Below are 21,404 nucleotides of genomic sequence, written 5' to 3'. Positions count from 1 at the left end.
CGTGAGACCGTGCGGGTTCAAGTCCGGCCAGGTTCATTGAACGAGCCTGTCCGGACCTCGCCCGCGCGCGCATAACGCGCGATCACCACGCCGCCCGGTGTGCGCGTCATGTGCGTCAACTCGAACGCCCGTGCCTCTGCGTTGTCGTCGAACAGGCGCCGGCCGCGTCCGAGCATGACCGGGAAGGTCAGCAGGCTCAGCTCATCCACGAGGCCGGCCGCGAGCAGCTGGCGCACCATGTCGCCGCTTCCGAAGGTCAGAAGGTCCGCACCCTCTTGCGTCTTGAGCGCGCGGACCGCATCGGGTAGTTCGCCATCGAGCGCGTGACTGTTGTGCCAGTCGAGCCCGCTTTGCCGATGTGTCGCCACGTGCTTCGCCGCTGCATTGAATTTCTCCGCGAGCGCATGACTCGGGGCGTCAGGCGCCACATGCGGCCAATGCGACGCGAAGATGTCGTAGGTGCGCCGCCCGAGCAGCAGTTCGAAGGGCTTCGCGAGCAATTGCTGCAAGTTCTCGCCGATGGCGGGATCGGCGAAAGGAACGATCCAGCCGCCCAGGCGAAAACCGCCGCTGAGGTCCTCGTTCGGACCGCCTGGCGCCTGCATCACGCCGTCCAGACTGCTGAATAACGAAACCGTGAGTGTGCGCATCGTGTTCTCCAGGGTGATGCCGATACGACGAACGAGGCCGCGGCAAATCGACATGCACTCGCGAGCCTTCGGCGCGCGGTACTGTTACTCAGAGGGAAACAAGAATGACGAGAATTTCATTATTGTGATTCACGCGCTTGATTGAATGAGGCATCCATTTGCCTGAATAAAACCCGCCGCCTGCGATTCAATTCAATTCCTGCATTTGCAATCCCGCGAAAGGGCCGCTCTGACCACGCCTTCAGCGGGACTGAACCTCGGCCTTGCCGACCAGTTCGTCCCGCAACAGCCGCGCGCCGGGCGACAGCGGCGCCCCGCGCGGCGTGACGAGTTCATAGGGTTCGCTGCGGGACGCGAACGACAGCGGCAGGATGCGCGTGGCTTCGTGCCGCACGAAGAACTGCGCGACATCGATGGACACCAGCGCAACGAACGAAGGATTGTCCTGCAGCAGGCTCAGCGTCGCGAAAGCCGACGTGGTTTCCAGCAGGCTCGATGGAAAGCGGATCCCGGCCTGCTGGAATTCGCGTTCCAGCAGCACGCGCATGGGCATGTTGGCGCGGTAGACGACCCATCGGTACACGGCCAGGTCCTTGAGCGTCAGCTTCTTCGCCTTGCGTAACGGATGCTGCACGTTCGCGACCACCGCGAGCGTCTCTTCCTGCAGGACGAGGCTTTCATACATGTCCGGATTCTGGCTCACCGAAGTCCGGCAGATCGCGAGGTCCAGCCTTCCCGCGTCGATGAGACCGAGCAGCGTCTCGCTGGCGTCCTCGATGATCTCGACGGACATCTCCGGCTGACGCGCAATGAGCGCGGACACGGCCCGTGTCAGCAAGGGCACGGCGCCCATGATGACGCCGACCGCGACGCGTCCTCCATGCCCCCGCAGAATCCCCGCGATTTCCTCGCGCATGTGGGACAGGTCCGTGTAGATCAGCCGCGCATAGCGGATCGCGCAGTGTCCCACTTCATTCGCTTCGAGTCCGCGCCGCGTGCGCGTGAACAGCGCCGTGCCGAACGTGGTTTCGATCTCCTGCAGCGCCTTGCTCGCGCCCGGCTGGGTCAGTCCGACCTGATTGGCCGCCTTCAGCAGCGAGCCGTGGTCGCTCAGCGCGACCAGCAGCCGCAACTGCTTGAGGTGGAGGCGCGAGGCAATGGAGTTGAGCGTGGGCGTCATGTGACTTGAGAGCGAGTTATATCAGCATGAGAACTTCTCAATTTTGCTCCTCGGCAGGGCTCTCTATACTTCGGGAAAAGAACCCATGAAACAGCGCGTTTTGTCCATTTCGAGGCGGCGAGCCAGATGAGTCAAAGGCTCGCCGAGCGTCGGTCAACTATAACCGAAGGTCATCCATCATGTCTCTCATCAACTACGTAACCCAGATCCAGTTCGACTTCGGCGCGGTGAATCTGCTGAAGAGCGAATGCGAGCGTCTCGCGATCCGACGCCCGTTGATCGTCACCGACCGGGGCATCCGTGCGGCCGGCATTCTCGACATCGTGCTGAAGGTGCTGGAGCGCGCCGACGGCGACATGATCTACGACGCCACCCCGCCGAATCCCAATGAAGCCGCCGTGCGCGATGCGGTCGCGCTGTACCGGCAATCGGACTGCGACGGCATCATCGCGGTGGGCGGCGGTTCGTCGATCGATCTTGCGAAAGGCGTCGCAGTCTGCGCGACGCACGAAGGCCCGCTGCAAAGCTTCGCCGTGATCGAAGGCGGCGCGAGCCGGATCACCGCGCAAACGGCGCCGGTGATCGCGGTGCCGACCACCGCCGGCACCGGCAGCGAGGTCGGACGCGGCGCCATCCTGATCCTCGACGATGGCCGCAAGGTGGGCGTGATCTCCCCGCATGTCGTGCCGAAGGTCGCGATCTGCGATCCCGGCCTGACGATCGGCCTGCCGCCGCTGCTCACCGCCGCCACCGGCATGGACGCCGTTGCACATTGCCTGGAAACCTTCATGTCGCCGCTGCGCAATCCGCCGGCCGACGGCATCGCGCTCGACGGCTTGCGGCGCGCATGGGCGCACATCGAGCGGGCCACGCACGCGCCCACCGATCAGGCCGCGCGCGAAAACATGATGATGGCCTCGATGGAAGGCGCACTCGCGTTCCAGAAAGGACTGGGCTGCGTGCACAGCCTGAGTCATGTGCTGGGCGGCATGGACCCGCGCCTGCACCACGGCACGCTCAACGCGATCTTCCTGCCGGCAGTCGTGGAGTTCAACCGCAGCGCGCCGTCCATGCGCGACGAAGACAAGATGGCGCGCATGGCGAACGCCATGCGCCTGCGTCACGACGCGGACCTATCCGCGGCGCTGCGCGACATGACGGCGCGCCTCGGCTTGCCGACCGGTCTCCGGGCGCTGGGCGTGACGCGCGACATGTTCCCGCGCATCGTGCAGGGCGCGCTCAAGGATCACAGTCACAAGACCAATCCGCGCGAGGCATCGGAAGCCGATTATCTCGGCTTGCTGGAGGCGTCGTACTGACGAAGCAACGGATCAACGAACGGACGCCCGGCGAAGAGGCGTCCGCGCATGACACGCACGGAGACACGGCATGAACAAGAGCAAACGGATCGTACGGATCCAGCGCATTTCCATTTTCTTTCTGACCCTGGCCGGCAGCGTCAACTATCTCGATCGCAGCGCGTTGTCCATCGCGAACAGCGTGATTCGCGGCGAGATGGGCATGAGCGCATCGCAGATGGGACTGCTGCTGTCGGCGTTCTCGCTGGCCTATGCGTTCGCGCAACTGCCGGTCGGCATGATGCTCGACCGCTTCGGTGCGCGCGTCATGCTGGGCTGGGGCATGATCCTGTGGTCGGTCGCGCAGGCATGCTGCGGACTGGTCGGCAACCTCCAGCAGTTCTTCATTGCGCGCGTGTGCCTGGGCGTCGGCGAGGCGCCGCAGTTTCCCGCCGGTGCGAAGGTCATCGGCGAATGGTTCGCGGTGCGTGACCGCGGCACGCCCACCGGCATCTTCGTCGCCTCGACCACGGTCGGCCCGGCCATCGCGCCGCCGATCCTCACCGGCATGATGCTCGCGCTCGGCTGGCGCAACATGTTCTTCGCGACGGGCGTGTTCGGCATTCTCGTAGCGATCGGCTGGTATGTGGCTTATCGCAATCGCGACGAAGTGAAGCTCGCGGCGGAGGAAACCGCCTACCTGGACCAGGACTCGCAGGACGATGCGAACAGCCAGCCGCTCAGCGGCGCGCAGTGGCGCAGCCTGTTCCGGCAGAAGACGACGTGGGGCATCTTCTTCGGCTTCATGGGCGTCATTTACACCGTGTGGCTCTATCTGACGTGGCTGCCGGCCTATCTCGAACACGAACGCGGTCTGAGCATCGCGAAGGCAGGCTGGGTCGTCTCGATTCCCTATGTCTTCGGCACGCTCGGCATGCTGAGCAGCGGCTTCGCGGCAGACCGGCTGTACCGACGCGGCATGCAGGCCATCACGAGCCGCAAGTGGCCGATCTGCGTCGGCTTGATCGGCGCGGCGGCGTTCACGGTGCCGGCGGCGCTGACGCCTTCCACCCTGCTTGCCGTGATCTACATCTCGGGCGCGATGTTCTTCATCAATCTCGCCTCGGGCGGCGCATGGTCGCTGATCTCGATTGCCGCGCCGCGCCAGGCCGTGGCTTCGCTCGGCGGCATCCAGAACTTCGGCGGCTTCCTCGCCGGCTCGGCTGCGCCCATCGTCACCGGCATCGTCGTGGACCGGACGCATTCGTTCGTCGCATCGCTGATCGTGAGCGCGGTCATTGCGCTGCTCTCGGCCGTCGCGTATCTGCTGCTCGTGCATCGGCCCGTCGCGGTGGCGGATGACGTCGAGCAAAGCGCCGTCGGCGCGCTTTCCTGATTCGCACGCGACGCGATGCCCGGCCTGCGGGCCTTTTGAAAAGATCTTCTGTCGGAGTTTGAGTTCCAATGCGGACAGTCACGTGTGTGGAAGACCTTCGCCTCATCGCGAAGAAGCGGGTGCCCAAGGCGTTCTACGATTACGTCGACAGCGGCTCGTACACGGAATCGACCTATCGCGAGAACAGCCGCGCGTTCGCGCGGCTGACGCTGAAGCAGCGCGTGGGCGTGAACGTCGAAGGGCGCAGCACCACAAGCACGATGCTCGGCCAGCCGGTCGCGATTCCCGTGGCCATCGCGCCGACCGGCCTGACGGGCATGCAGTGGGCCAACGGCGAGATCCTTGGTGCGCGCGCGGCGGAGCGCTTCGGCGTGCCGTTCACGCTCTCGACCGTGAGCATCTGTTCGATCGAGGACGTCGCGCAGCATACGACTGCGCCATTCTGGTTCCAGCTGTACGTGATGCGCGACCGGGGCTTCAACCAGTCGCTCATCGAGCGGGCGAAGGCCGCAGGCTGCTCGGCGCTGGTGGTCACGCTCGATCTGCAGATCAACGGCCAGCGCCACAAGGATCTCAGGAACGGCATGACCGTACCGCCGCGCCTGACGGCCGCGAACCTGCTGGACTTCCTGCGCAAGCCGGGCTGGGCGCTGCGAGCGGCATCGGGCCGGCGTAACTTCGGCAATCTTGCCGGCTTCATCAAGGGCGGCGACGACGTGATCGCGATCAGCAAGTGGGTGGCATCGCAATTCGATCCGAGCCTGAACTGGAACGACATCGCGCATCTCCGCAGCCTGTGGCCCGGCAAACTCGTGCTGAAGGGCATCATGTGCGCCGAGGATGCGCGCATGGCGGCTTCGCTGGGCGCGGATGCCATCGTCGTCAGCAATCATGGCGGACGGCAGCTGGACGGCGCGCCATCGACGGTCGAGGCCTTGCCCGCCGTGGTGGACGCGGTGGGCGATGCCGCCGAAGTCTGGGTCGATGGCGGCATCCGCACCGGCCAGGATGTGATGAAGGCGCTGGCGTTGGGCGCGAAGGGCACGATGATCGGCCGCGCCTTCATGTATGCGCTCGGCGCGATGGGCGAGCCCGGCGTTTCGCGGATGCTCGAGATCCTGAGAAACGAGCTCGACGTGACGATGGCGCTCACCGGCGTGCGTTCCATCGGCGAGATCGGGCTGCATAACTTTCATGAGCCGCATGTCACGCAGGCTCGCCACGCACGCGCGGCCGAGGCCGTGGCGCCATTCGAAGAACCGGTCATCTGATGGGAGACACGCAATGAACTTGCAGATCGAGGGTAAATGGGCGCTGGTGTGCGCCGCGAGCAAAGGATTGGGCCGAGGCTGCGCCGAGGCGCTGGTGGCCGAAGGCGTCAACGTGGTGGTCACGGCGCGCGGCCAGGAGGCGCTGGAGTCCACCGCTGCCGGACTGCGGGCGCTGAACCCGGACGTGCAGGTGATTGCCGTGGCCGGCGACATCACGACGGACGCGGGACGCGAGCAGGCCTTGGGCGCGGCGCCGCACATCGACATACTGGTGAACAACGCGGGCGGCCCGCCGCCGGGCGATTTTCGCGAGTGGACCCGCGACGACTGGATCGCCGCGCTCGACGCGAACATGCTGACGGCCATCGAACTGATGCGCGCCACGGTGGACGGCATGGCCGCGCGCGGCTTCGGGCGGATCGTCAACATCACGTCAGGGGCCGTGAAAGCGCCCATCGACGTGCTCGGCCTCTCCAATGGCGCGCGCTCCGGGCTGACCGGCTTTGTCGCGGGGTTGGCGCGGCAGAAGCGCATTGCCGCTCACAACGTGACCATCAACAACCTGCTGCCCGGCCTGTTCGATACCGACCGCCTGAAGCAATCCACCGAAGCGGCGGCCACGTCGCAGGGCAAGAGCTTCGACGCCGTGCTCGACGCGAAGCGGCAGGCCATTCCGGTGGCGCGTTTCGGCACGGCGCAGGAATTCGGCGCGATGTGCGCGTTCCTGTGCAGCGCGCATGCGGGCTACTTCACCGGCCAGAACGTGCTGATGGATGGCGGCGCTTATCCTGGCACGTTCTGAAGCTGTTTGTCCCGCTAGTGAGTGGCCGGCGTGGGAGCAGACGAAGGCAACGCCGACACATCGGTGCCCCATGTGCTGCCCGCCGGATTGGCGGTCATCAAGCGGCATCCAGGTGGAAGCGTGCGACGCGCCGTTCAGTTGCAGCGACTGCACGTAGTACGACGCGCTATCGCCCGAGCCCGCGCCCGGCGCCGTGATATGCAGCAGCTTCTGGCTGCCGTCCAGCTGACCGACGCGCACGTCGATCTGCGCGAACTGCGGGCTCGACAGCACGACGCCGCTCACACCGGGCACTTCCGGATAGAGTCCGAGCGAAGCCCAGACGTACCAGGCCGAGATCGCGCCGAGATCGTCGTTGCCGGGCAGCCCGCTCGCGCCGGTGCCGAACTCGGTCGTGAGCGCAGTGTGCAGGACCTGCTGCGTATGAGTCGGCGCACCGGCCCATGCATGGACCCAGGGCACCGCGGCGGGTTTGTCCGTTGCGTAATCCGTGCCGATCAACGGGTTGACGAATCGGGCGAGCTGCATGTCCGGAGGAATCGCGGGGCCAGGGGCGACGGATGCCGATGCGGTCGCGGCGGGCGGAGTGGCAATGCTGGCAGCGTTGGTGGAAGTGGGAGGAGACGGCAGATTCACGGGAGCCGATACGGGCGATAACGAAGCAATCGGCGCTGAAGCGGGAGGCGGGGCGCTTTGCGTCGTGTGTGCCGCGCTTGTGGCACTCGGGGAAGTTGAATCGCCCCCGCAAGACGCCAATGTCACGCACAGCGCCAATAAAGCGCCTGCCATTCCCCGGTTGATCTGCATGTTGTCTGCGTCCGGCTGCCGAGCCGAAGCCTTCACTCTGACAAGTGAATAGTGGTCTAGTGATCCGTCATGGACGTATGTGCTCAGCACCAAGGTAGGCCGCATCATCCTCGATGAAGTGGTGGAAGGCGCGCAGGAGTTCGGCGAGAAAGGCACGCTGTTCCAGTACGGACGCAAGAACAAGATCGTCTATGACTACACGGAGAGCGGCACGCTCAAATCCATCGAGGACAGTCTGAAGCGCTTGCAGACCGACCGGATCGATTTCGTCTGGGTTCACGACATCACCCAGGACTTCCACGGCGACGCGTGGCTCGCACAGTTCGAGACCGCGCGGACCGGTGCGTTCAAGGCGCTGTCCCGTTTGCAGAAGGAAGGGGTCATCAAGGGATGGGGTCTGGGCGTGAACCGGGTCGAACCGATCAAACTCACGCTCGGACTGGATCACGCGCATCCGAACGGCATGCTGGTGGCGGGCCGCTATTCGTTGCTGGACCACGAGGCCGGCCTGCAGCGCCTGATGCCGGCGGCACAGGAGAAGAAGGTGGATATCGTGATCGGCGGTCCGTACAGTTCGGGCGTGCTGGCGGGCGGCACGCACTGCGAGTATGCCCCCGCGAAACCGAAGATCCTCGCGAAGGTGGAGCGCATCAAGACGCTGAGCGAGCAATACGACATCCCGGTCAAGGCAGCCGCGTTGCAGTTCTGTCTGGCGCATCCGGCGGTGGCCGCGGTCATTCCGGGCGCGAGTCATCCGGGACGCATCGCCGAAAATTCAGCGGCGCTCAAGACGAAGATTCCCGACGATTTCTGGCGCGAGATGCGCGAGCAGGGCCTGGTGTCACCGCTCGCTCCCTTGCCCATCGACAAGAAATAAGGAGGCGTCATGGCTGAAGCATCCACGAGCATCGATATCAATCTTCCGGCCGATCAGGCCTGGCAACTGATCGGCGGCTTCGGGTCCCTGCCTGACTGGCTGCCCTACATACCGAAGAGCGAACTGAGCGAAGGCGGCCGCGTGAGGCATCTCGCCAATCCGGAAGGCGAGGCGATTGTCGAGCGGCTCATCGCTTTCGATCACGCCGGCAAGAGCTATAGCTATGCGATTCTCCAGGCGCCGTTTCCGGTGACTGACTATCTTTCGACGATCAAGGTCGTGGACCTCGGCGCGAAAGGTTCGCGCGTTGAATGGTCGGGGCGGTTCCAGCCCAAGGGCGTGAGCGACGCGGAAGTGTCGCGCTTGTTTCAGGGCATCTATGAGGATGGGCTGAAGGCGCTTGCTGCGGAAGTGGCGAAGAGGACGTGAGGGGAGCGCCGCCTGCTTCGACGGTGAGCGGGGCAGGTGGCATCCAAACCTGAACAGATGCTTGCTTGAGCGAAAGCCTTTTGTGAACTTCAAGCAGAAGTGTTTCCCGCGTCTTCCATGCTTGCTAACATCGGGTGCGGCCACGTTGGCATGAAGGGAGAAGCTCATGAAGGCGCTGATTGCGGCGGTCTCTCTTTGTCTCCTGGCTTCGACTTGTCATGGTGCGGGAGTGAGACTCTTCGACATCCCGGCGGACGCCAACGGGCCCGCGCTCCACGCAGCCGTGTGGACGCCGTGTGCTGAGCAACCCGAACCCATCGAAGTAGGAACCACCCTTTTGCAAGGGACGAAGAACTGCCCGGTTGCCGGCGACCATCTTCCTCTGGTCGTGATATCGCACGGGCACGGCGGTTCGCGCCTCGGTCACCACGACCTTGCCGAAAAGCTCGCGGATTCAGGATTCATCGTTGCGGCGATCAGTCACCCCGGCGACACATCATCGGACATGTCGCGCGCGTCGGAGCCGTCGGAGTTTGTCGAACGCCCGATGGACATCAAGCGGCTCATCGACTACATGCTGGATGCATCGCCGGAAGCGTCGAAGATCAACGCTCGCGGCATCGGGTTCTTCGGCTTTTCCCGGGGCGGCTATACCGGCCTTGTTCTGGCTGGAGGCGTGCCTGACTTTCAGCATGCTGACATACCGTGCCCTGACGAGCTTCCCGTTTGCAAAACCATCCGCGAGGGGAAACTGCCGCCGCAACACTGGATTCGCGATCCGCGCATCAAGACATTCGTCCTGGCGGACCCGCTCGACGCTTTTCCGACGGCCACGACCGTTCAGGACATCAACGCCCCCATTCAACTATGGGCCTCGGAATACGGTGGCGATGGTGTGTTGCCGGAGACGACCCCCGCGCTTTCGAAACTGCTGCCCAGGACGACCGAGTACCACCTGGTCGCAGGCGCCGGCCATTTCGCGTTTCTCGCACCGTGTGCGCCAAAGCAGGCTGCGAGGCTTCCTCGCCTATGCGTCGACGAGGGTGGATTCGACCGCGTCGCATTTCACGCCAGACTCAACGAGGCTGTATTGCAGTTCTTCCGGACGCAACTCCGATAGACCCCGGGCGCCTTGCTTGCGCCTCCGACAATAGCGGTCAACTCCACGATATGCCCACTGAGCGCGCACGCGAACCCACGCGCCCCGGTCGAGGGTTAACACCGGCAAGACGCGCGTTGACATCGGTCGTAAGCATCCACTACGCTTTATGTACAGTGGATCCATTGAACATTCTGGTTGCCGCTGAAGGATGTGCCGCGATTGAGGCCTGAAGCAGACCACCGGAGAAAGTGATGGAGACACGCGCTCGCTGGACGCTCGTCAGTTTGCTGTTCGCTGGAGGCATGATCAGTTACCTGGACCGGGCGGCGTTGTCGATCACCGCGCCGCTGATCTCGAAGGAGCTCAACCTCGACCCCGCGCAGCTCGGCATCGTGTTCTCGAGCTTCTTCGTGGGCTATGCGCTGTTCTGTTTCGTCGGCGGCTACTCGGCGGACCGCTGGGGCCCCAAGGTCGTACTCAGCGTGTCGATGCTCGTGTGGTCGCTGTTTTGCGGACTGACGGCGGCGACGGTCGGCATCGTGAGTCTGTTGCTGGTGCGCGTGATCTTCGGCATGGGCGAGGGACCTTTCTGCGCCAACATCAACAAGCTGGTGTCGAACTGGTATCCGCGCGATCAACAGGCCAGCGCGCTCGGCCTCGCGAACTCGGGGCAATCCATCGGCGCGGCAATCGCAGGTCCGGTGGTCGGCTTTCTCGCCCTGGCGACGAGCTGGCGTGCATCCTTCGTCATCATCGGCGCAGTGGGCGTGCTATGGGTTGTTGCGTGGCTATGGCTCGCGAAGGACAAGCCCTCCACGCCGATTGCCGGGCAGGAGCAGTCGAACGCACAGCTTCCTGAAGCAGCCGATGACGGCGCCGCGCCCGCGCCGCTCTCGACCTATCTGCGTCGGCCCGCCATCCTCGCCACCGCTTTCGCGTTCTTCGGCTATGCGTACATTCTCTATTTCTTCCTGTCGTGGTTTCCGTCCTATCTCACGATGGCGCATCACCTGAGCATCCAGAAGATGTCGATCGTCAGCGTGATTCCGTGGGCGGTGGGCGTGACGGGGCTGGTTGCGGGCGGCTATGCGTGCGACTGGCTCGTGCGCAAGACGGGACGCGCGATCTTCTCGCGCAAGATCGTGCTGATCACGAGTCTGGGCGCGGGCGCGGTATGCATCGCCTTGACGGGCGCGGTGAGCGAGCTGACGAGCGCCGTCGCGCTGATGGCCGTGGCCGTGTTCTTCATGTACGCGTCCTTCAACACCTACTTCGCGATCGTGCTCGACACGGTGGAAAAACGCCGCGTGGGCGCGGTCGGCGGCTTCGTGCATTTCATCGCCAACCTGGCCGGCATCGTGGCGCCGGCACTGACGGGCTTTCTCGTGCAATCGTCCGGCAGCTTCAAGAGCGCGTTCGTGCTGACGGGCATCATCGCGGCGTTGGGCGCGCTGTTCGTCGCGATCTTCGTGCGGGCCCCGACCGCCGAGCTGCAACTTCAACCCGAGCTGGCCTGATCGACATGCGTCACTACGCCACCATCGAGGAACTGCGCGTTGCCGCCAGACGACGCGTGCCGCGCATGTTCTACGAATATGTCGATGCAGGCTCATGGACCGAGTCGACCTATCGCGCCAACAGCGACGACCTCGCCCGCCTGCAGTTCCGTCAGCGCGTCGCCGTGGATTTCAGCCGGCGCAATCTCGCGACGACCATGCTCGGCGAACCCGTATCGATGCCGGTCGCGCTCGCGCCCACGGGCATCGCGGGCATGCAGCACGCCGACGGCGAGATGCTCGCGGCGCGTGCGGCAGAGCGTTTCGGCGTGCCGTTCACGCTGTCCACCGTGAGCGTGTGTTCGATCGAAGACGTGGCCGCGTTCACGCAGAAGCCGTTCTGGTTCCAGCTCTACATGATGAAGGACCGCGGCTTCATCGCCGATCTGATCGCTCGTGCGAAAAGCGCGCAGTGCTCCGCGCTCGTGCTGACCCTCGATCTCCAGATCCAGGGACAACGTCACAAGGACAAACGCAACGGCCTCTCGGCGCCGCCGAAGCTGACGTTGCGCAATCTCGCCCATCTGTCGCGCCATCCGCGCTGGTGCGCGGGGATGCTCGGGACGTCGCGAAGGAGCTTCGGCAACATCGTCGGACATGCGCCGGGCGTGACCGGAATCGCATCGATGGCGGACTGGGCCGCGAAGCAGTTCGATCCGACGCTCACCTGGAAGGACATCGACTGGGTGCGGGAGCGCTGGGGCGGCAAGCTGGTGCTGAAAGGCATCCTCGACGAGGAAGATGCGCGCATCGCACGCGATGTCGGCGCCGATGCGGTGATCGTGTCGAATCATGGCGGGCGTCAGCTCGACGGCGCGCCGTCCACCATTTCGATGATGCCGCGCATCGCCGACGTGCTGGACGGCGAGATCGAGCTGCACATGGACGGCGGCATCCGCTCGGGACAGGACGTGCTGAAGGCGCTGGCATGCGGCGCGCAGGCGGTCTACGCGGGGCGCGCCTTTCTCTACGGGCTCGGTGCGGAAGGCGAGGCCGGCGTGACGCGCTGCCTTGAAATCATCCGCGACGAACTGGACACGACGATGGCGCTGGCGGGCGTCACGGACGTTCGTCACGTGGACGGCGCCGTGCTCCGCTCGGGCGGTTTCGTCCGGGAGCGAAAGCCAGTGAACCACGGTACGGCGCCGGTTCGCATCCAGGTCGCCTAGCGGCCTCATACAGGGAGATTCGCATCATGTTGAAGTCGTTGACGCCCCATCAGCTCGAACATTTCAGACAGTACGGCTATGTCGCGCCGATCCGCGTCATGTCGGAGCGGACCGCCCTCGAGTTGCGCAAACGTCTCGAAGATTTCGAGCAATCGAGCAATCCGCTCAGGAAGAAGGCGCTGAACGTGAAGAGCCACTTGCTGTTCTCGTGGCTGAACGAACTCGTGCGCAACGACAAGGTGGTCGATGCGATCGAGGATCTGTACGGACCGGATCTGCTGGTCTGGGCGAGCAGCTTTTTCATCAAGAACGGCAATGATCCGGCGTATGTGTCGTGGCATCAGGACTCGACCTATTGGGGACTCTCGAAGCCCGATGTGGTGACGGCCTGGGTCGCCTTGTCGGAGAGCAACCGCGCGAACGGCGCCATGCAGGTGGTCCCCGGCACGCATCTGCTCGACCAGATTCCGCATCGCGACACCTTCAACGAAAGCAATCTGCTGACGCGCGGGCAGGAAGTCGCGGTGGACGTCGACGAATCCCAGGCGGTGGCGATCGAACTCGAGCCGGGCGAGATGTCCCTGCATCACGTGCGGATCGTGCACGGCTCGCCGCCGAACGCATCGCCGAACCGGCGCATCGGGTATGCGATCCGTTACATCCCGACCTATGTGCGTCAGCTCGAAGGCGCCGACAGCGCCACGCTCGTACGCGGTGTCGATACGTTCAACACGTTCGAGCACGAGCCGCGTCCGACACAGGATCTCGATCCTGCATTCGTCGCGCTGCATCAGCAGATCGGCGAACGCAACCTGAATATTCTTTACAAGGGCGCGGCGCAGAATGCGTCGGCCCAGCGCTGAACCGCGCATGAATGCGTTGACCTTCGATGCCGCACTCATGGAGCGCACCGGCGAGCCGCTGCGCATCACGCGCGTGTCGCTGCGCAATCTCGCCGGGACCGACGTCGTCGTTCGGGTGAAGGCGGCGAGCCTGTGTCATACGGATCTCGAAGCGATGCGCGGCGACCTGGGCACGCCGCTGCCGTTCGTGCCCGGACACGAGGCGGCCGGTATCGTCGAGTGGACTGGCGCATCGGTCACGCGAGTCGCGAAGGGCGATCACGTCGTGATGTCGTGGAATCCGCACTGCGGCCAGTGTTTCTATTGCAGGCGGCAACAGTCGATCCTGTGCCAGCCGTATCGCAGTCACATGGCGCAGTCGTTTCATTTCGACGGCGCGCCGCGTCTCTTTCTCGACGATGGCGCGCGCGTGCATCAACTGGCCTACATGGGCAGCTTCGCGGAATACTGCGTCGTGTCGCAGGAGTGCGCGGTGCCCGTTCCCGCAGCCATGCCGTTCGACCGCGCCTGTCTGATCGGCTGCGGCGTCATGACCGGTTTTGGCGCAGCGACCAACATCGCGAAGGTCGAGCCCGGCAGCACGGTTGCGGTGATCGGCTGCGGGGCGGTGGGTCTGTCCGCGATACAGGGCGCGCGGCACGCGGGCGCCGCGCGGATCGTCGCGATCGATCGCGCGCCGGACAGGCTCGAGACGGCGCGTGCGCTGGGGGCGAGCCACGCACTGTGCGCCGATGAATCGCTGGTGGCGGCCGTCGCGGACCTGACGAGCGGACGCGGCGCGGATTGCGTGATCGAATCCGCGGGCAATCGTCAGGCGCTCAGGGCGAGCGTTGAAATCGTGCGTCCGGGCGGTCAGGTGGTGTGGCTCGGCAAACTCCCCGCCGACGACGAAGCGTCGTTCCGCTGGGGCGCGCTGATGGGCGAGAAGCGCATCGTGCGTTCGAGCTATGGCGGCGCGAACCCGGCACGGGATTTCCCGATGCTCGCCAATGCCTATCTCGACGGCACGTTGCGGCTCGACGAATACGTGACCTCGCGCATCACGCTCGATGGAATCAATGAAGGGATGCGACGTCTTGCGGCAGGTGTCGAGCTCCGCTCGGTGATCGAGTTCTGATCATGAGTCATCCCGACCTGCAACCCGGCTGGATCGACACGCCGCATCGCTGCGCATCGCTCGGGCGCTTCAGGCTGGAATCGGGCGAACATATCGACGATCTGCTGATGTCCTACGTCGTCCACGGCGATCTCGATGATCGTACGCGCCCTGTCGTGCTGGGCGTGTGTGCCATCGGCAGCACGCATCACCGGCTCGACTTCCTGATCGGTACGGGACGCGCGTTCGATCCCGCGCGCGTCACCGTGATCGTCGCCGATGCGCTGGGCAACGGCCTGTCCAGTTCCCCGTCGAATTCACCGACGCAGGGCGGTACGGCCTTCCCGCGTTTCACGATTCGCGACATGGTACGCAGCCAGAAGGCGCTGCTCGATCACCTCAACATCGCGACGCTCGACGCAGTGGTGGGTGCATCGATGGGCGGCATGCAGGCGCTGCAATGGGGCGTGTCGTATCCGCGCTTCATGAAGAAGCTGGTCGCGCTCGTGCCGATGGCGAAGACCACGGCCTGGTCGCAGGCGGTCAATCAGGCGGGCCGGCGCGCGCTCGAAACCTCGGGCGGAGACTGGAGTGCGTGGCTCGGGATCATGCATGTATTGGCGATGCGCACGCCGGAGCGTTTCGAGGAAGACGCGACACAGGCGGGCGGCACGCAGGCGTGGTTCGAGAAGCGCGCCGCGTGGTTTCGCACGCAGCGGCTCGATCCGCTCGACTGGATCTGGCAGTCGCATGCTTACGATGCTCACGACGTCGGCACGACGCCGGGTTTCGAAGGGGATACGGCACGCGCGCTCGCGAGCATCGAGGCGCACACGCTGATTGGCGTGCCGGCGCTGGACCTCTACAATCCCGTGGAAGAGGGCATACGCGCGGCCGGGCAGATCGGAAACGCCAGACTGCTGCGGGTGCCTTCGACGAGCGGCCATATGATGGCCTCGGAGGCCGATCCTACTTCCGCCGCACGGCTGAATGCGGAGATCGCTTCGTTCATGGCGTATTAGCAGAGGCCCGTGTCATGAATCCCCAGGTCGAGGACATCGCACCGACGAATTCGCATTCCACGTCCGAGGCGGGCGGTTCCATTCAGCATCGCACGTATCGGCTGTTGCGCGAGATGATCGAAGACGGGCGCATTACGCCGGGTGAACGGCTGCTCGAAGCGCAGGTCGCGAAATCGTTCTGTATCAGCCGCTCGCCTGCGCGCATTGCGTTGGCCGCGCTGTGCGCGGACGGGATCATCGTTGAAAGCGAGGGGCGCGGTTATCGCGTGGCCGGTGCGGCTTCGGGCGATCGTGCCGGCAAGCCGGCCGTGCTCGACAAGCTGGAAATCACGAGCGCGCCGCAATGGCAGCGCATGTACGCCGAACTGGAGCGCGAGCTATGCACTCGCGTGCTGTTCGGTTCGGTGCGCATCACGGAAGAAGCGCTCGCTGAACATTTCGCCGTGAGCCGCACCGTCGCCCGCGGCGCGATGGCGCGCATGCACAGCGTCGGGCAGCTGTCGCAGGACCGCAACGGGCACTGGATTGCGGAGCAGGTGACGCGTGAGCGCATCGAGCACCTGTTCGAGATACGCCGCCTGCTTGAACCGACCGCGCTGCTGCACGCCGCGCAGCATGTGCCGCGCGAGTTCCTCGAAGCGGTGCGCGCACGTCTCGTCGGTGTCATCGAGGCGGGGCATCGCGGGGGTGCCGAGATGGACACCGCCGAAACCGATTTGCATATCGATCTCCTGTCGCACTGCCCGAACAAGGAGATCGTGCTTGCCCTCTCACGCACGCACGTCCTGTTCGTGCCGACACGCTATCTGAGCGACCCCTACCTCGAGATCCCGTATCAGCTCATCAGCGATGCGTTCACCGAGCATCTGCAGATCGTGGACGACATACTGGCTGGCCAGCCTGAGCGCGCAGCGCAGGCATTGACGGAACATATCCGCGAAGCGAATACCCGCTGGGTGCTGCGTTTCGAGATCATCCGGCGCATGAAGCAGCCGGACTTTCCTGCGTATCTGACGGCGCTCGGTGCGGCTTGACCAACGGCGGACGTGCTCGTCTCCGATGTCTCGCCGGAGCTAACGAACGCCTGCCAAATGCATTCATCAGAAGTTCGCCCTTCCCCGATACCCCGACGCTCGTTATACAAACCCACGGCATCGCGCGACCCGCACGGCTTGCCCGTATCGTCGTCTCCAAAGCAGCACGGAGGCGACCATGGGGTTCCCGCAACTGACGTTTGGCTTTCCGATGACTATGCTGATGACATCCGGTGCGTACGCGCAGTCGCCGGACCAGCCGATGACGCGCGCGCAGGCCCGCAAGGAGCTCGAGGAACTGGCTGCGGTGGGCTACCACCCGGCGCAGGCATCGAGTCACCGGTTTCCCTTCGACATCGAGGACGCGCAGGCGCGTGTCGCGGAGAAGCGGCGTCAGGAAGCCGCGCGCATCAGTGGGAAGCGCTGATCCACACCTGGACCGGCGTGGCGCTCAACCTGAAGGAGATTGGCATGAGAGTCAGAACCGTATCGATGATGCTCGCCTGCGCCTGCCTGTTGGCGCCGCCGGCACTCATGGCGCAGACCACGGATGCACCCATGAATCAGGGCGCCGCGGGCACCAATGCGACGAATCAGAAGAGCGCCGACCGCGCGCTGGCGAAGGCGGTCCGGCGCGCGCTGGGGAAGACGCCGGGCTTCGACAGTTCCGGCGTGTTCGTCCGCGCGCGCAGCGGCGTGGTGACGCTGTCGGGTTCGGTAAGGAGCGGCGACCAGATCCCCGTGGCGGGCGATGTCGCGCGCTCGGTGAAGGGCGTGACCTCCGTGAACAACAAGCTCGGCCTGTTCCACGGCGGCAACGGTTGAGCGGAAGCGGCGCGGCGAGGACATGAGTGCCTCGCCGCGCCTGCTTGCTACACAGGAAGGTTCTCCGATGCATCCGGATAACGCGGATACCAGCCGTTCTTCACGCCGAGCGTCCGCACGTCGAACTCGATGTCGCCTTCATAGCGCGGCGCATATTTCCTGAAGGCCGCCTCGACCTCGCGCGAGCGCGCGCTGATGCGCACGAAGTTGTACGCGTGGGACATGATGTAGAACTCGCCGGCCTTGATCTGTTTCATGACGATGGCCGCGTACTTGTCCGTGTCCATGCCTTCCTGGGTTTCCCTGGCGAGTTCGGAGCGGACCAGTCCCGGGCAGATGAGCGCGACATCCATGAAGTCGGGCGCTTCTTCGCGCAGCGCCACCGTCACGGCGAGCACGGCGTGCTTGCTCGCCACCTATCCGGCGCCTTCCGGAATCGCATTGAAGAATGCGTTCTCCGAGCCGACGTTATAGATCGCGCACGGCGTCTTTTGCGCGATGAAGCGCTTCCCGAACACCGAGACCCCGTGCAGCACGCCGAAAAGATTCACCGCCAGCACGCTCTGCACGTCTTCCGGGCGCGCGTCGATCACGCTCGACGGCACGGGACCGACACCCGCATTGTTGACGATCACATCCACCTGCCTGAACTTGCTCCATGCGAAGTCCGCGAGCGCTTCGACCTGATTGCGGTCCGTCACGTCGCATTCGAAGATCTCGACGCGCGAGGCGTGACCCCGCGAGTTCTTTCGCGGCGTGTTCGAGGCGTGCCGGGTTCATCCTGGCGATCAGCAGTTGCGCCCCTTCCGTGGCGGGCCCAGCCGGTGCATCTGCTGATTCGCGGGCATAGTCTCCAGGAGCACATGTCGCAGTACCTGATCGATCGCATCGCGAGCCTCTCGGACACCGAGGTGCTCTCGCTGTCCAGCGACAGCGCCGGACTCACGGGCGTCAACACGCGCGGCCCGCAGGGCGGGCACAGCTTCAAGGTCCGGCATCTGTTCCTGTTCACCGGCGCCGAACCCAATACGCGCTGGCTCAGGGATTGCAGCGTCGACACCGACGACAAGGGCTTCGTGCTGACGGGCAATGCGGCGCGCAGCGGTCTCGAACAGCAGCCGTGTCTGGTCGAAACCAGCGTGAAACGGCGTGTTCGCCATCGGCGATGCGCGCTTCGGCTCGATCAAGCGGGTGTCGGCGGCCTGGGGAGGGCGTGTCCGTCGTCGCGCAGGTTCATGAATTTCTGGCCGCGCATCAGGTACATTGAAGCGGAAACCTCGTGCGCGCAGGCGCGCTCAACCTGAAGGAGACCACTCCAGTGACCTCGAATGTGAAAGTCGTCGCCATCCTGAAAGCGAAACCGGGACGAGAGGAGGAACTCGCTGCGCTGTTGCACGGCATGACCGGCCCATCGCGCGCGGAAGCCGGCAATCTGCGCTATGACCTCTGGCGGGACGTCGACAACGCCGGCCAGTTCGTGCTCGACGAACTCTATCTGAGCCATGATGCCATCGCCTCGCACCGGAGCACGGCGCATTTCCAGCACTATCTGTCGCGTATCGGCGAACTAGCGGAGCGCACGGCGGTGGTCGTCAATGCGTTGGATGTCTTTCCGGGCGACGCCTGATTCGCAGGCGTCGCGCTGTCACACTCGTCGAATGGCGACGAGCAGGCTTCCGATGGCATGCGTGCCGTCATATGCCATGCGGTGCAGTACGCAAAGATCCTCGGCGCGGGCGCGCGGGTGATTGCGTTCGCGCGCAATCCGGAGAAGCTCGCCATCGCGCGTGAATATGGCGCGGATGACATCGTCGATATCAAGGGCAAACCAGCCGCCGATATCGGCCGTGAATTGCATCAGCTGGTGGGCCGCAACGACATCGACGCCGCCATGGACTGCGCCGGCGCCCCCGAGATGGTGCAACTGGCCATGAGTCTTCTGTCGATCGGCGGCCACTATGCCGATGTGGGTCTGGTGGGCGATCGCGTCGACATTCCGCTGTTTCCGCGTGTCTCGCGCGAGCAGACTTTGCATGGGTCGTTCTGGGGCAACAACACCGATCTCGGCGAAGTGATGGCGCTGGCCACGCAGGACAAGATCCGTCACACGGTCAAGACCTTCGGCTTCGAGGAACTGAACGACTACATCAACCGCCTGCGCGTGGGCGACGTAGTAGGCCGGGCCGTGATGAAGTTCTGAACGCGGCTGAGGGTTTTTCACGCGTCCTCGAAGATCTCCTCGATCCTGAGCCCGAAGACCCGGGCGATGGCGAACGCCAGCGGCAGGCTCGGATCGTACCTGCCGTTCTCGATCGCATTGACCGTCTGGCGCGACACCCCGAGCGCGCCGGCGAGATCCGTCTGCGACCACTCGCGTTCGGCGCGTAGCGCACGGATGCGGTTCTTCATGAGCGCCGCATCCGCTCAACGATAGCGGCGCGCACTGAACACGCTGCCCAGGATCCACAGCACCGCCATCACCGGCCACACGACGAACAGGGACAGCTTCGGAAAGCCGACGCCTTCGAGAAAGCCATAGCTGAAGGTGATAAGCGCCGTGCCCGCGAACGCGATGGCGAGCGCTTCGAGCTGGACGCGCCGGAACAGTTCGTCCACGCGCCGCAACTGCCGCAAGACGACCCAGCAGATGAACGGGCCGGCGATCATCGGACACAGCGCGACCGCGATGCGGGCCGTCGGGTTGTCGAGCGTGCCGGAGCGCAGCCACCACACCGAAGCCATCAGCAAGACCACATAGGCCAGCATCGCTGCGGTCATTTCCTTGCGATATCGGTTCATGACGGCTTCTCTCTGCGTGTAAAGGATGCTTTACAGCATAGCGAACCGTTGTGGTCATGTAAAGCGTGCTTTACATGACCATGACCGCGTTTGTTAGCCAACAGAACGATCGCGTAATTTATTCTTGCCGGCGGCGCCCGATGCTACGCTTGGCGCTCAAAGTTACCGCAGCCGCCTGATCGTCAGCACAATCGAAGCGAACACGAAGCGAACAAAAATCAATCGGGGCCGCACATGTTGCGAAGGGTGGTGGAGCGCGTGAGACAGTTCCGGCGCAGCGAAGGCTTCAAGCATTCGCTGGCCACGCCGGTTCGCTTTTCGCTGCATGCGCGGCAGCGGCTGAATCGCAGTGTGTTTGCGATCGAGATCAGGGAGACATCGGGCTTCTTCTCCGTGATGCAGATGGTGCTGTTCATCCTCGTGCATTGCGAGGAAAAGCGGCTGACGCCGCAAGTGTCCGCGCGCGGCGGGCTGTATGGCGACGCGGAAGGCAGGATCGACTGGTTCGCGGCGCTGTTCGAGAACGTGCGCGCGTCCGCAGGCGCGATGCCGCCGCGCCGGGTCCGCACATCCGTCGTGCGGGATCTGGAGCAACTGGGTTTCAGGCGGCGCTACGAAAGCGCGCTGCGCCTGCGCAGTGCGAGCGAATTGTTCAATTCATATTACCGGCCGGCTGCATCGATTCGCGAAGAAGTCGCGGCGGCGTGCGCGACGCTCGATATCTCCGCCAGCACGCTCGGCGTCCACTTCCGCGGCACGGACAAGAAGTTCGAAGCGTTCCTGGTGGCGTGGAGCGACTTCTGCCGGCTCGTCGAACAGACGCTCGCGCTCAATCCGCATCTCACGAATCTCTATGTGTCGAGCGACGAGCAGGCCTTCATCGACTTCTTTCTTGCCTGGCCCTTCAAACGCCCGATCAGCGTGGCGCCGGCGCAGCTGCTTTCGAAAGGCGATGCCGCGATACATTTCAGCGGCTATCCGGGCCTTGCGATCGGCCGCGAAGCGCTGGTGTCGAGCCTGCTGCTGGCCCGTTGCGGGCACCTCGTGAAGACGCCGTCCTATCTGTCGGCGTGGTCGAAGATCTTCAATCCCGATCTGCCCATCACTCTTGCCGTGCCGCCGCGCCCCGACGCATTCTGGTTCCCCGACAGCCAGATCTGGATCGAACAGGAACAGGCCGTGGGCGGCAAGGCGGCGTGACGGGCGTGACCGGCGTGACGTCGGCCGC

23 protein-coding genes and 3 pseudogenes are annotated in these 21,404 nt (G+C 64.5%); 19 read left to right on the top strand and 7 right to left on the bottom strand.

What is annotated here, in order from left to right; all coding sequences use genetic code 11:
* Positions 1 to 17 precede the first annotated feature (17 nt).
* Together QCE69_RS26110 and QCE69_RS26105 are read right to left on the bottom strand one after the other, a co-directional pair.
* The gene (locus tag QCE69_RS26110; RefSeq protein WP_309933783.1) at positions 18 to 650 is read right to left on the bottom strand and encodes a dihydrofolate reductase family protein; all 633 of its coding nucleotides are present in this window, start codon (positions 648 to 650) and stop codon (positions 18 to 20) included.
* A gap of 241 nt (positions 651 to 891) precedes the next feature.
* Positions 892 to 1,830 (bottom strand): LysR family transcriptional regulator, encoded by a 939-nt coding sequence (locus QCE69_RS26105; RefSeq protein ID WP_309933781.1) that lies wholly within the window; start codon positions 1,828 to 1,830, stop codon positions 892 to 894.
* A gap of 179 nt (positions 1,831 to 2,009) precedes the next feature.
* Between QCE69_RS26105 and QCE69_RS26100 the strand changes: the two genes are divergently transcribed.
* From QCE69_RS26100 to QCE69_RS26085, 4 genes are all read left to right on the top strand, one after another.
* Positions 2,010 to 3,149, top strand: a complete 1,140-nt coding sequence (locus QCE69_RS26100; protein ID WP_309933778.1) for an iron-containing alcohol dehydrogenase — start codon at positions 2,010 to 2,012, stop codon at positions 3,147 to 3,149.
* 70 nt (positions 3,150 to 3,219) lie between these two features.
* On the top strand, positions 3,220 to 4,524 hold the full coding sequence (locus tag QCE69_RS26095) for an MFS transporter (RefSeq protein ID WP_309933777.1): 1,305 nt from the start codon (positions 3,220 to 3,222) through the stop codon (positions 4,522 to 4,524).
* Positions 4,525 to 4,592: 68 nt separating this feature from the next.
* On the top strand, positions 4,593 to 5,795 hold the full coding sequence (locus QCE69_RS26090; protein WP_309933775.1) for an alpha-hydroxy acid oxidase: 1,203 nt from the start codon (positions 4,593 to 4,595) through the stop codon (positions 5,793 to 5,795).
* A 13-nt stretch (positions 5,796 to 5,808) separates the two neighbouring features.
* Positions 5,809 to 6,597, top strand: a complete 789-nt coding sequence (locus tag QCE69_RS26085; protein ID WP_309933773.1) for an SDR family oxidoreductase — start codon at positions 5,809 to 5,811, stop codon at positions 6,595 to 6,597.
* 135 nt (positions 6,598 to 6,732) lie between these two features.
* Here QCE69_RS26085 and QCE69_RS26080 read toward each other — a convergent pair.
* Positions 6,733 to 7,125, bottom strand: a pseudogene (locus tag QCE69_RS26080) (glycoside hydrolase domain-containing protein); the annotation flags it as partial.
* 334 nt (positions 7,126 to 7,459) lie between these two features.
* On the opposite strand from QCE69_RS26080, the pseudogene QCE69_RS26075 reads away from it, so the two are divergent.
* The 11 genes and pseudogenes from QCE69_RS26075 to QCE69_RS26025 all read left to right on the top strand — a co-directional run.
* Positions 7,460 to 8,281: pseudogene (locus tag QCE69_RS26075) on the top strand (aldo/keto reductase); the annotation flags it as partial.
* 9 nt (positions 8,282 to 8,290) lie between these two features.
* Positions 8,291 to 8,710, top strand: coding sequence for an SRPBCC family protein (locus QCE69_RS26070; RefSeq protein ID WP_309933772.1), 420 nt, complete (start codon positions 8,291 to 8,293; stop codon positions 8,708 to 8,710).
* A 166-nt stretch (positions 8,711 to 8,876) separates the two neighbouring features.
* On the top strand, positions 8,877 to 9,830 hold the full coding sequence (locus QCE69_RS26065; RefSeq protein WP_309933770.1) for a dienelactone hydrolase: 954 nt from the start codon (positions 8,877 to 8,879) through the stop codon (positions 9,828 to 9,830).
* Positions 9,831 to 10,063: 233 nt separating this feature from the next.
* Positions 10,064 to 11,329, top strand: coding sequence for an MFS transporter (locus QCE69_RS26060; protein WP_309933768.1), 1,266 nt, complete (start codon positions 10,064 to 10,066; stop codon positions 11,327 to 11,329).
* A gap of 5 nt (positions 11,330 to 11,334) precedes the next feature.
* Entirely contained in the window at positions 11,335 to 12,537 is a 1,203-nt protein-coding gene (locus QCE69_RS26055) for an alpha-hydroxy acid oxidase (protein ID WP_309924456.1), read from the top strand.
* A gap of 26 nt (positions 12,538 to 12,563) precedes the next feature.
* Positions 12,564 to 13,400: a phytanoyl-CoA dioxygenase family protein gene (locus QCE69_RS26050; RefSeq protein WP_309924453.1), complete on the top strand. Its 837-nt coding sequence runs from the start codon at positions 12,564 to 12,566 to the stop codon at positions 13,398 to 13,400.
* Positions 13,401 to 13,407: 7 nt separating this feature from the next.
* Positions 13,408 to 14,517 (top strand): Zn-dependent alcohol dehydrogenase, encoded by a 1,110-nt coding sequence (locus QCE69_RS26045; RefSeq protein WP_309933766.1) that lies wholly within the window; start codon positions 13,408 to 13,410, stop codon positions 14,515 to 14,517.
* Between the two features lie 2 nt (positions 14,518 to 14,519).
* The gene (locus QCE69_RS26040; RefSeq protein ID WP_309933765.1) at positions 14,520 to 15,518 is read left to right on the top strand and encodes an alpha/beta fold hydrolase; all 999 of its coding nucleotides are present in this window, start codon (positions 14,520 to 14,522) and stop codon (positions 15,516 to 15,518) included.
* 14 nt (positions 15,519 to 15,532) lie between these two features.
* Positions 15,533 to 16,552, top strand: a complete 1,020-nt coding sequence (locus QCE69_RS26035) for a GntR family transcriptional regulator (RefSeq protein ID WP_309933763.1) — start codon at positions 15,533 to 15,535, stop codon at positions 16,550 to 16,552.
* 178 nt (positions 16,553 to 16,730) lie between these two features.
* Positions 16,731 to 16,979: a DUF4148 domain-containing protein gene (locus QCE69_RS26030; protein WP_309933761.1), complete on the top strand. Its 249-nt coding sequence runs from the start codon at positions 16,731 to 16,733 to the stop codon at positions 16,977 to 16,979.
* Positions 16,980 to 17,023: 44 nt separating this feature from the next.
* On the top strand, positions 17,024 to 17,377 hold the full coding sequence (locus tag QCE69_RS26025) for a BON domain-containing protein (RefSeq protein WP_309933760.1): 354 nt from the start codon (positions 17,024 to 17,026) through the stop codon (positions 17,375 to 17,377).
* Between the two features lie 47 nt (positions 17,378 to 17,424).
* Here the strand turns inward: QCE69_RS26025 and QCE69_RS26020 are convergent, their stop codons facing one another.
* Both QCE69_RS26020 and QCE69_RS26015 read right to left on the bottom strand, forming a co-directional pair.
* Positions 17,425 to 17,793 (bottom strand): hypothetical protein, encoded by a 369-nt coding sequence (locus QCE69_RS26020; protein ID WP_309933758.1) that lies wholly within the window; start codon positions 17,791 to 17,793, stop codon positions 17,425 to 17,427.
* Positions 17,794 to 18,102, bottom strand: a pseudogene (locus tag QCE69_RS26015) (SDR family NAD(P)-dependent oxidoreductase); the annotation flags it as partial.
* A 138-nt stretch (positions 18,103 to 18,240) separates the two neighbouring features.
* On the opposite strand from QCE69_RS26015, the gene QCE69_RS26010 reads away from it, so the two are divergent.
* The 3 genes from QCE69_RS26010 to QCE69_RS26000 are packed head-to-tail and all read left to right on the top strand — an operon-like array spanning position 18,241 to position 19,577.
* Positions 18,241 to 18,681, top strand: coding sequence for a hypothetical protein (locus QCE69_RS26010; RefSeq protein ID WP_309933757.1), 441 nt, complete (start codon positions 18,241 to 18,243; stop codon positions 18,679 to 18,681).
* A gap of 14 nt (positions 18,682 to 18,695) precedes the next feature.
* Positions 18,696 to 19,004, top strand: a complete 309-nt coding sequence (locus QCE69_RS26005) for a putative quinol monooxygenase (protein WP_309924436.1) — start codon at positions 18,696 to 18,698, stop codon at positions 19,002 to 19,004.
* Between the two features lie 57 nt (positions 19,005 to 19,061).
* Complete coding sequence (locus QCE69_RS26000; protein WP_309933756.1) at positions 19,062 to 19,577, top strand: zinc-binding dehydrogenase; 516 nt, start codon at positions 19,062 to 19,064, stop codon at positions 19,575 to 19,577.
* 17 nt (positions 19,578 to 19,594) lie between these two features.
* On the opposite strand, the gene QCE69_RS25995 is transcribed toward QCE69_RS26000, so the two are convergent.
* Together QCE69_RS25995 and QCE69_RS25990 are read right to left on the bottom strand one after the other, a co-directional pair.
* Entirely contained in the window at positions 19,595 to 19,786 is a 192-nt protein-coding gene (locus tag QCE69_RS25995) for a helix-turn-helix transcriptional regulator (RefSeq protein ID WP_309924431.1), read from the bottom strand.
* 15 nt (positions 19,787 to 19,801) lie between these two features.
* The gene (locus tag QCE69_RS25990) at positions 19,802 to 20,176 is read right to left on the bottom strand and encodes a hypothetical protein (protein WP_309924429.1); all 375 of its coding nucleotides are present in this window, start codon (positions 20,174 to 20,176) and stop codon (positions 19,802 to 19,804) included.
* Between the two features lie 234 nt (positions 20,177 to 20,410).
* Here QCE69_RS25990 and QCE69_RS25985 point away from each other — a divergent pair, with 234 nt between their 5' ends.
* Positions 20,411 to 21,376, top strand: a complete 966-nt coding sequence (locus tag QCE69_RS25985; RefSeq protein WP_309924427.1) for a hypothetical protein — start codon at positions 20,411 to 20,413, stop codon at positions 21,374 to 21,376.
* Positions 21,377 to 21,404 lie beyond the last annotated feature (28 nt).

This window comes from Caballeronia sp. LZ032 (genome assembly GCF_031451315.1).
Classification (GTDB): domain Bacteria; phylum Pseudomonadota; class Gammaproteobacteria; order Burkholderiales; family Burkholderiaceae; genus Caballeronia.
Note: the sequence above shows the minus strand (reverse complement) of the source record. Positions and strands in the feature narration are given on the sequence as shown.

What these genes read in the sequence shown, in the direction of transcription:
- QCE69_RS25990 (WP_309924429.1), bottom strand. Translation starts at nt 20,176, where the DNA reads ATGAACCGATATCGCAAGGAAATGACCGCAGCGATGCTGGCCTATGTG.
- QCE69_RS26065 (WP_309933770.1), top strand. Translation starts at nt 8,877, where the DNA reads ATGAAGGCGCTGATTGCGGCGGTCTCTCTTTGTCTCCTGGCTTCGACT.
- QCE69_RS25985 (WP_309924427.1), top strand. Translation starts at nt 20,411, where the DNA reads ATGTTGCGAAGGGTGGTGGAGCGCGTGAGACAGTTCCGGCGCAGCGAA.
- QCE69_RS26095 (WP_309933777.1), top strand. Translation starts at nt 3,220, where the DNA reads ATGAACAAGAGCAAACGGATCGTACGGATCCAGCGCATTTCCATTTTC.
- QCE69_RS26045 (WP_309933766.1), top strand. Translation starts at nt 13,408, where the DNA reads ATGAATGCGTTGACCTTCGATGCCGCACTCATGGAGCGCACCGGCGAG.
- QCE69_RS26025 (WP_309933760.1), top strand. Translation starts at nt 17,024, where the DNA reads ATGAGAGTCAGAACCGTATCGATGATGCTCGCCTGCGCCTGCCTGTTG.
- QCE69_RS26030 (WP_309933761.1), top strand. Translation starts at nt 16,731, where the DNA reads ATGGGGTTCCCGCAACTGACGTTTGGCTTTCCGATGACTATGCTGATG.
- QCE69_RS26050 (WP_309924453.1), top strand. Translation starts at nt 12,564, where the DNA reads ATGTTGAAGTCGTTGACGCCCCATCAGCTCGAACATTTCAGACAGTAC.
- QCE69_RS26055 (WP_309924456.1), top strand. Translation starts at nt 11,335, where the DNA reads ATGCGTCACTACGCCACCATCGAGGAACTGCGCGTTGCCGCCAGACGA.
- QCE69_RS26040 (WP_309933765.1), top strand. Translation starts at nt 14,520, where the DNA reads ATGAGTCATCCCGACCTGCAACCCGGCTGGATCGACACGCCGCATCGC.
- QCE69_RS26035 (WP_309933763.1), top strand. Translation starts at nt 15,533, where the DNA reads ATGAATCCCCAGGTCGAGGACATCGCACCGACGAATTCGCATTCCACG.
- QCE69_RS26070 (WP_309933772.1), top strand. Translation starts at nt 8,291, where the DNA reads ATGGCTGAAGCATCCACGAGCATCGATATCAATCTTCCGGCCGATCAG.
- QCE69_RS26060 (WP_309933768.1), top strand. Translation starts at nt 10,064, where the DNA reads ATGGAGACACGCGCTCGCTGGACGCTCGTCAGTTTGCTGTTCGCTGGA.
- QCE69_RS26010 (WP_309933757.1), top strand. Translation starts at nt 18,241, where the DNA reads ATGTCGCAGTACCTGATCGATCGCATCGCGAGCCTCTCGGACACCGAG.
- QCE69_RS26090 (WP_309933775.1), top strand. Translation starts at nt 4,593, where the DNA reads ATGCGGACAGTCACGTGTGTGGAAGACCTTCGCCTCATCGCGAAGAAG.
- QCE69_RS26100 (WP_309933778.1), top strand. Translation starts at nt 2,010, where the DNA reads ATGTCTCTCATCAACTACGTAACCCAGATCCAGTTCGACTTCGGCGCG.
- QCE69_RS26105 (WP_309933781.1), bottom strand. Translation starts at nt 1,830, where the DNA reads ATGACGCCCACGCTCAACTCCATTGCCTCGCGCCTCCACCTCAAGCAG.
- QCE69_RS26085 (WP_309933773.1), top strand. Translation starts at nt 5,809, where the DNA reads ATGAACTTGCAGATCGAGGGTAAATGGGCGCTGGTGTGCGCCGCGAGC.
- QCE69_RS26110 (WP_309933783.1), bottom strand. Translation starts at nt 650, where the DNA reads ATGCGCACACTCACGGTTTCGTTATTCAGCAGTCTGGACGGCGTGATG.
- QCE69_RS26000 (WP_309933756.1), top strand. Translation starts at nt 19,062, where the DNA reads ATGCGTGCCGTCATATGCCATGCGGTGCAGTACGCAAAGATCCTCGGC.
- QCE69_RS25995 (WP_309924431.1), bottom strand. Translation starts at nt 19,786, where the DNA reads ATGAAGAACCGCATCCGTGCGCTACGCGCCGAACGCGAGTGGTCGCAG.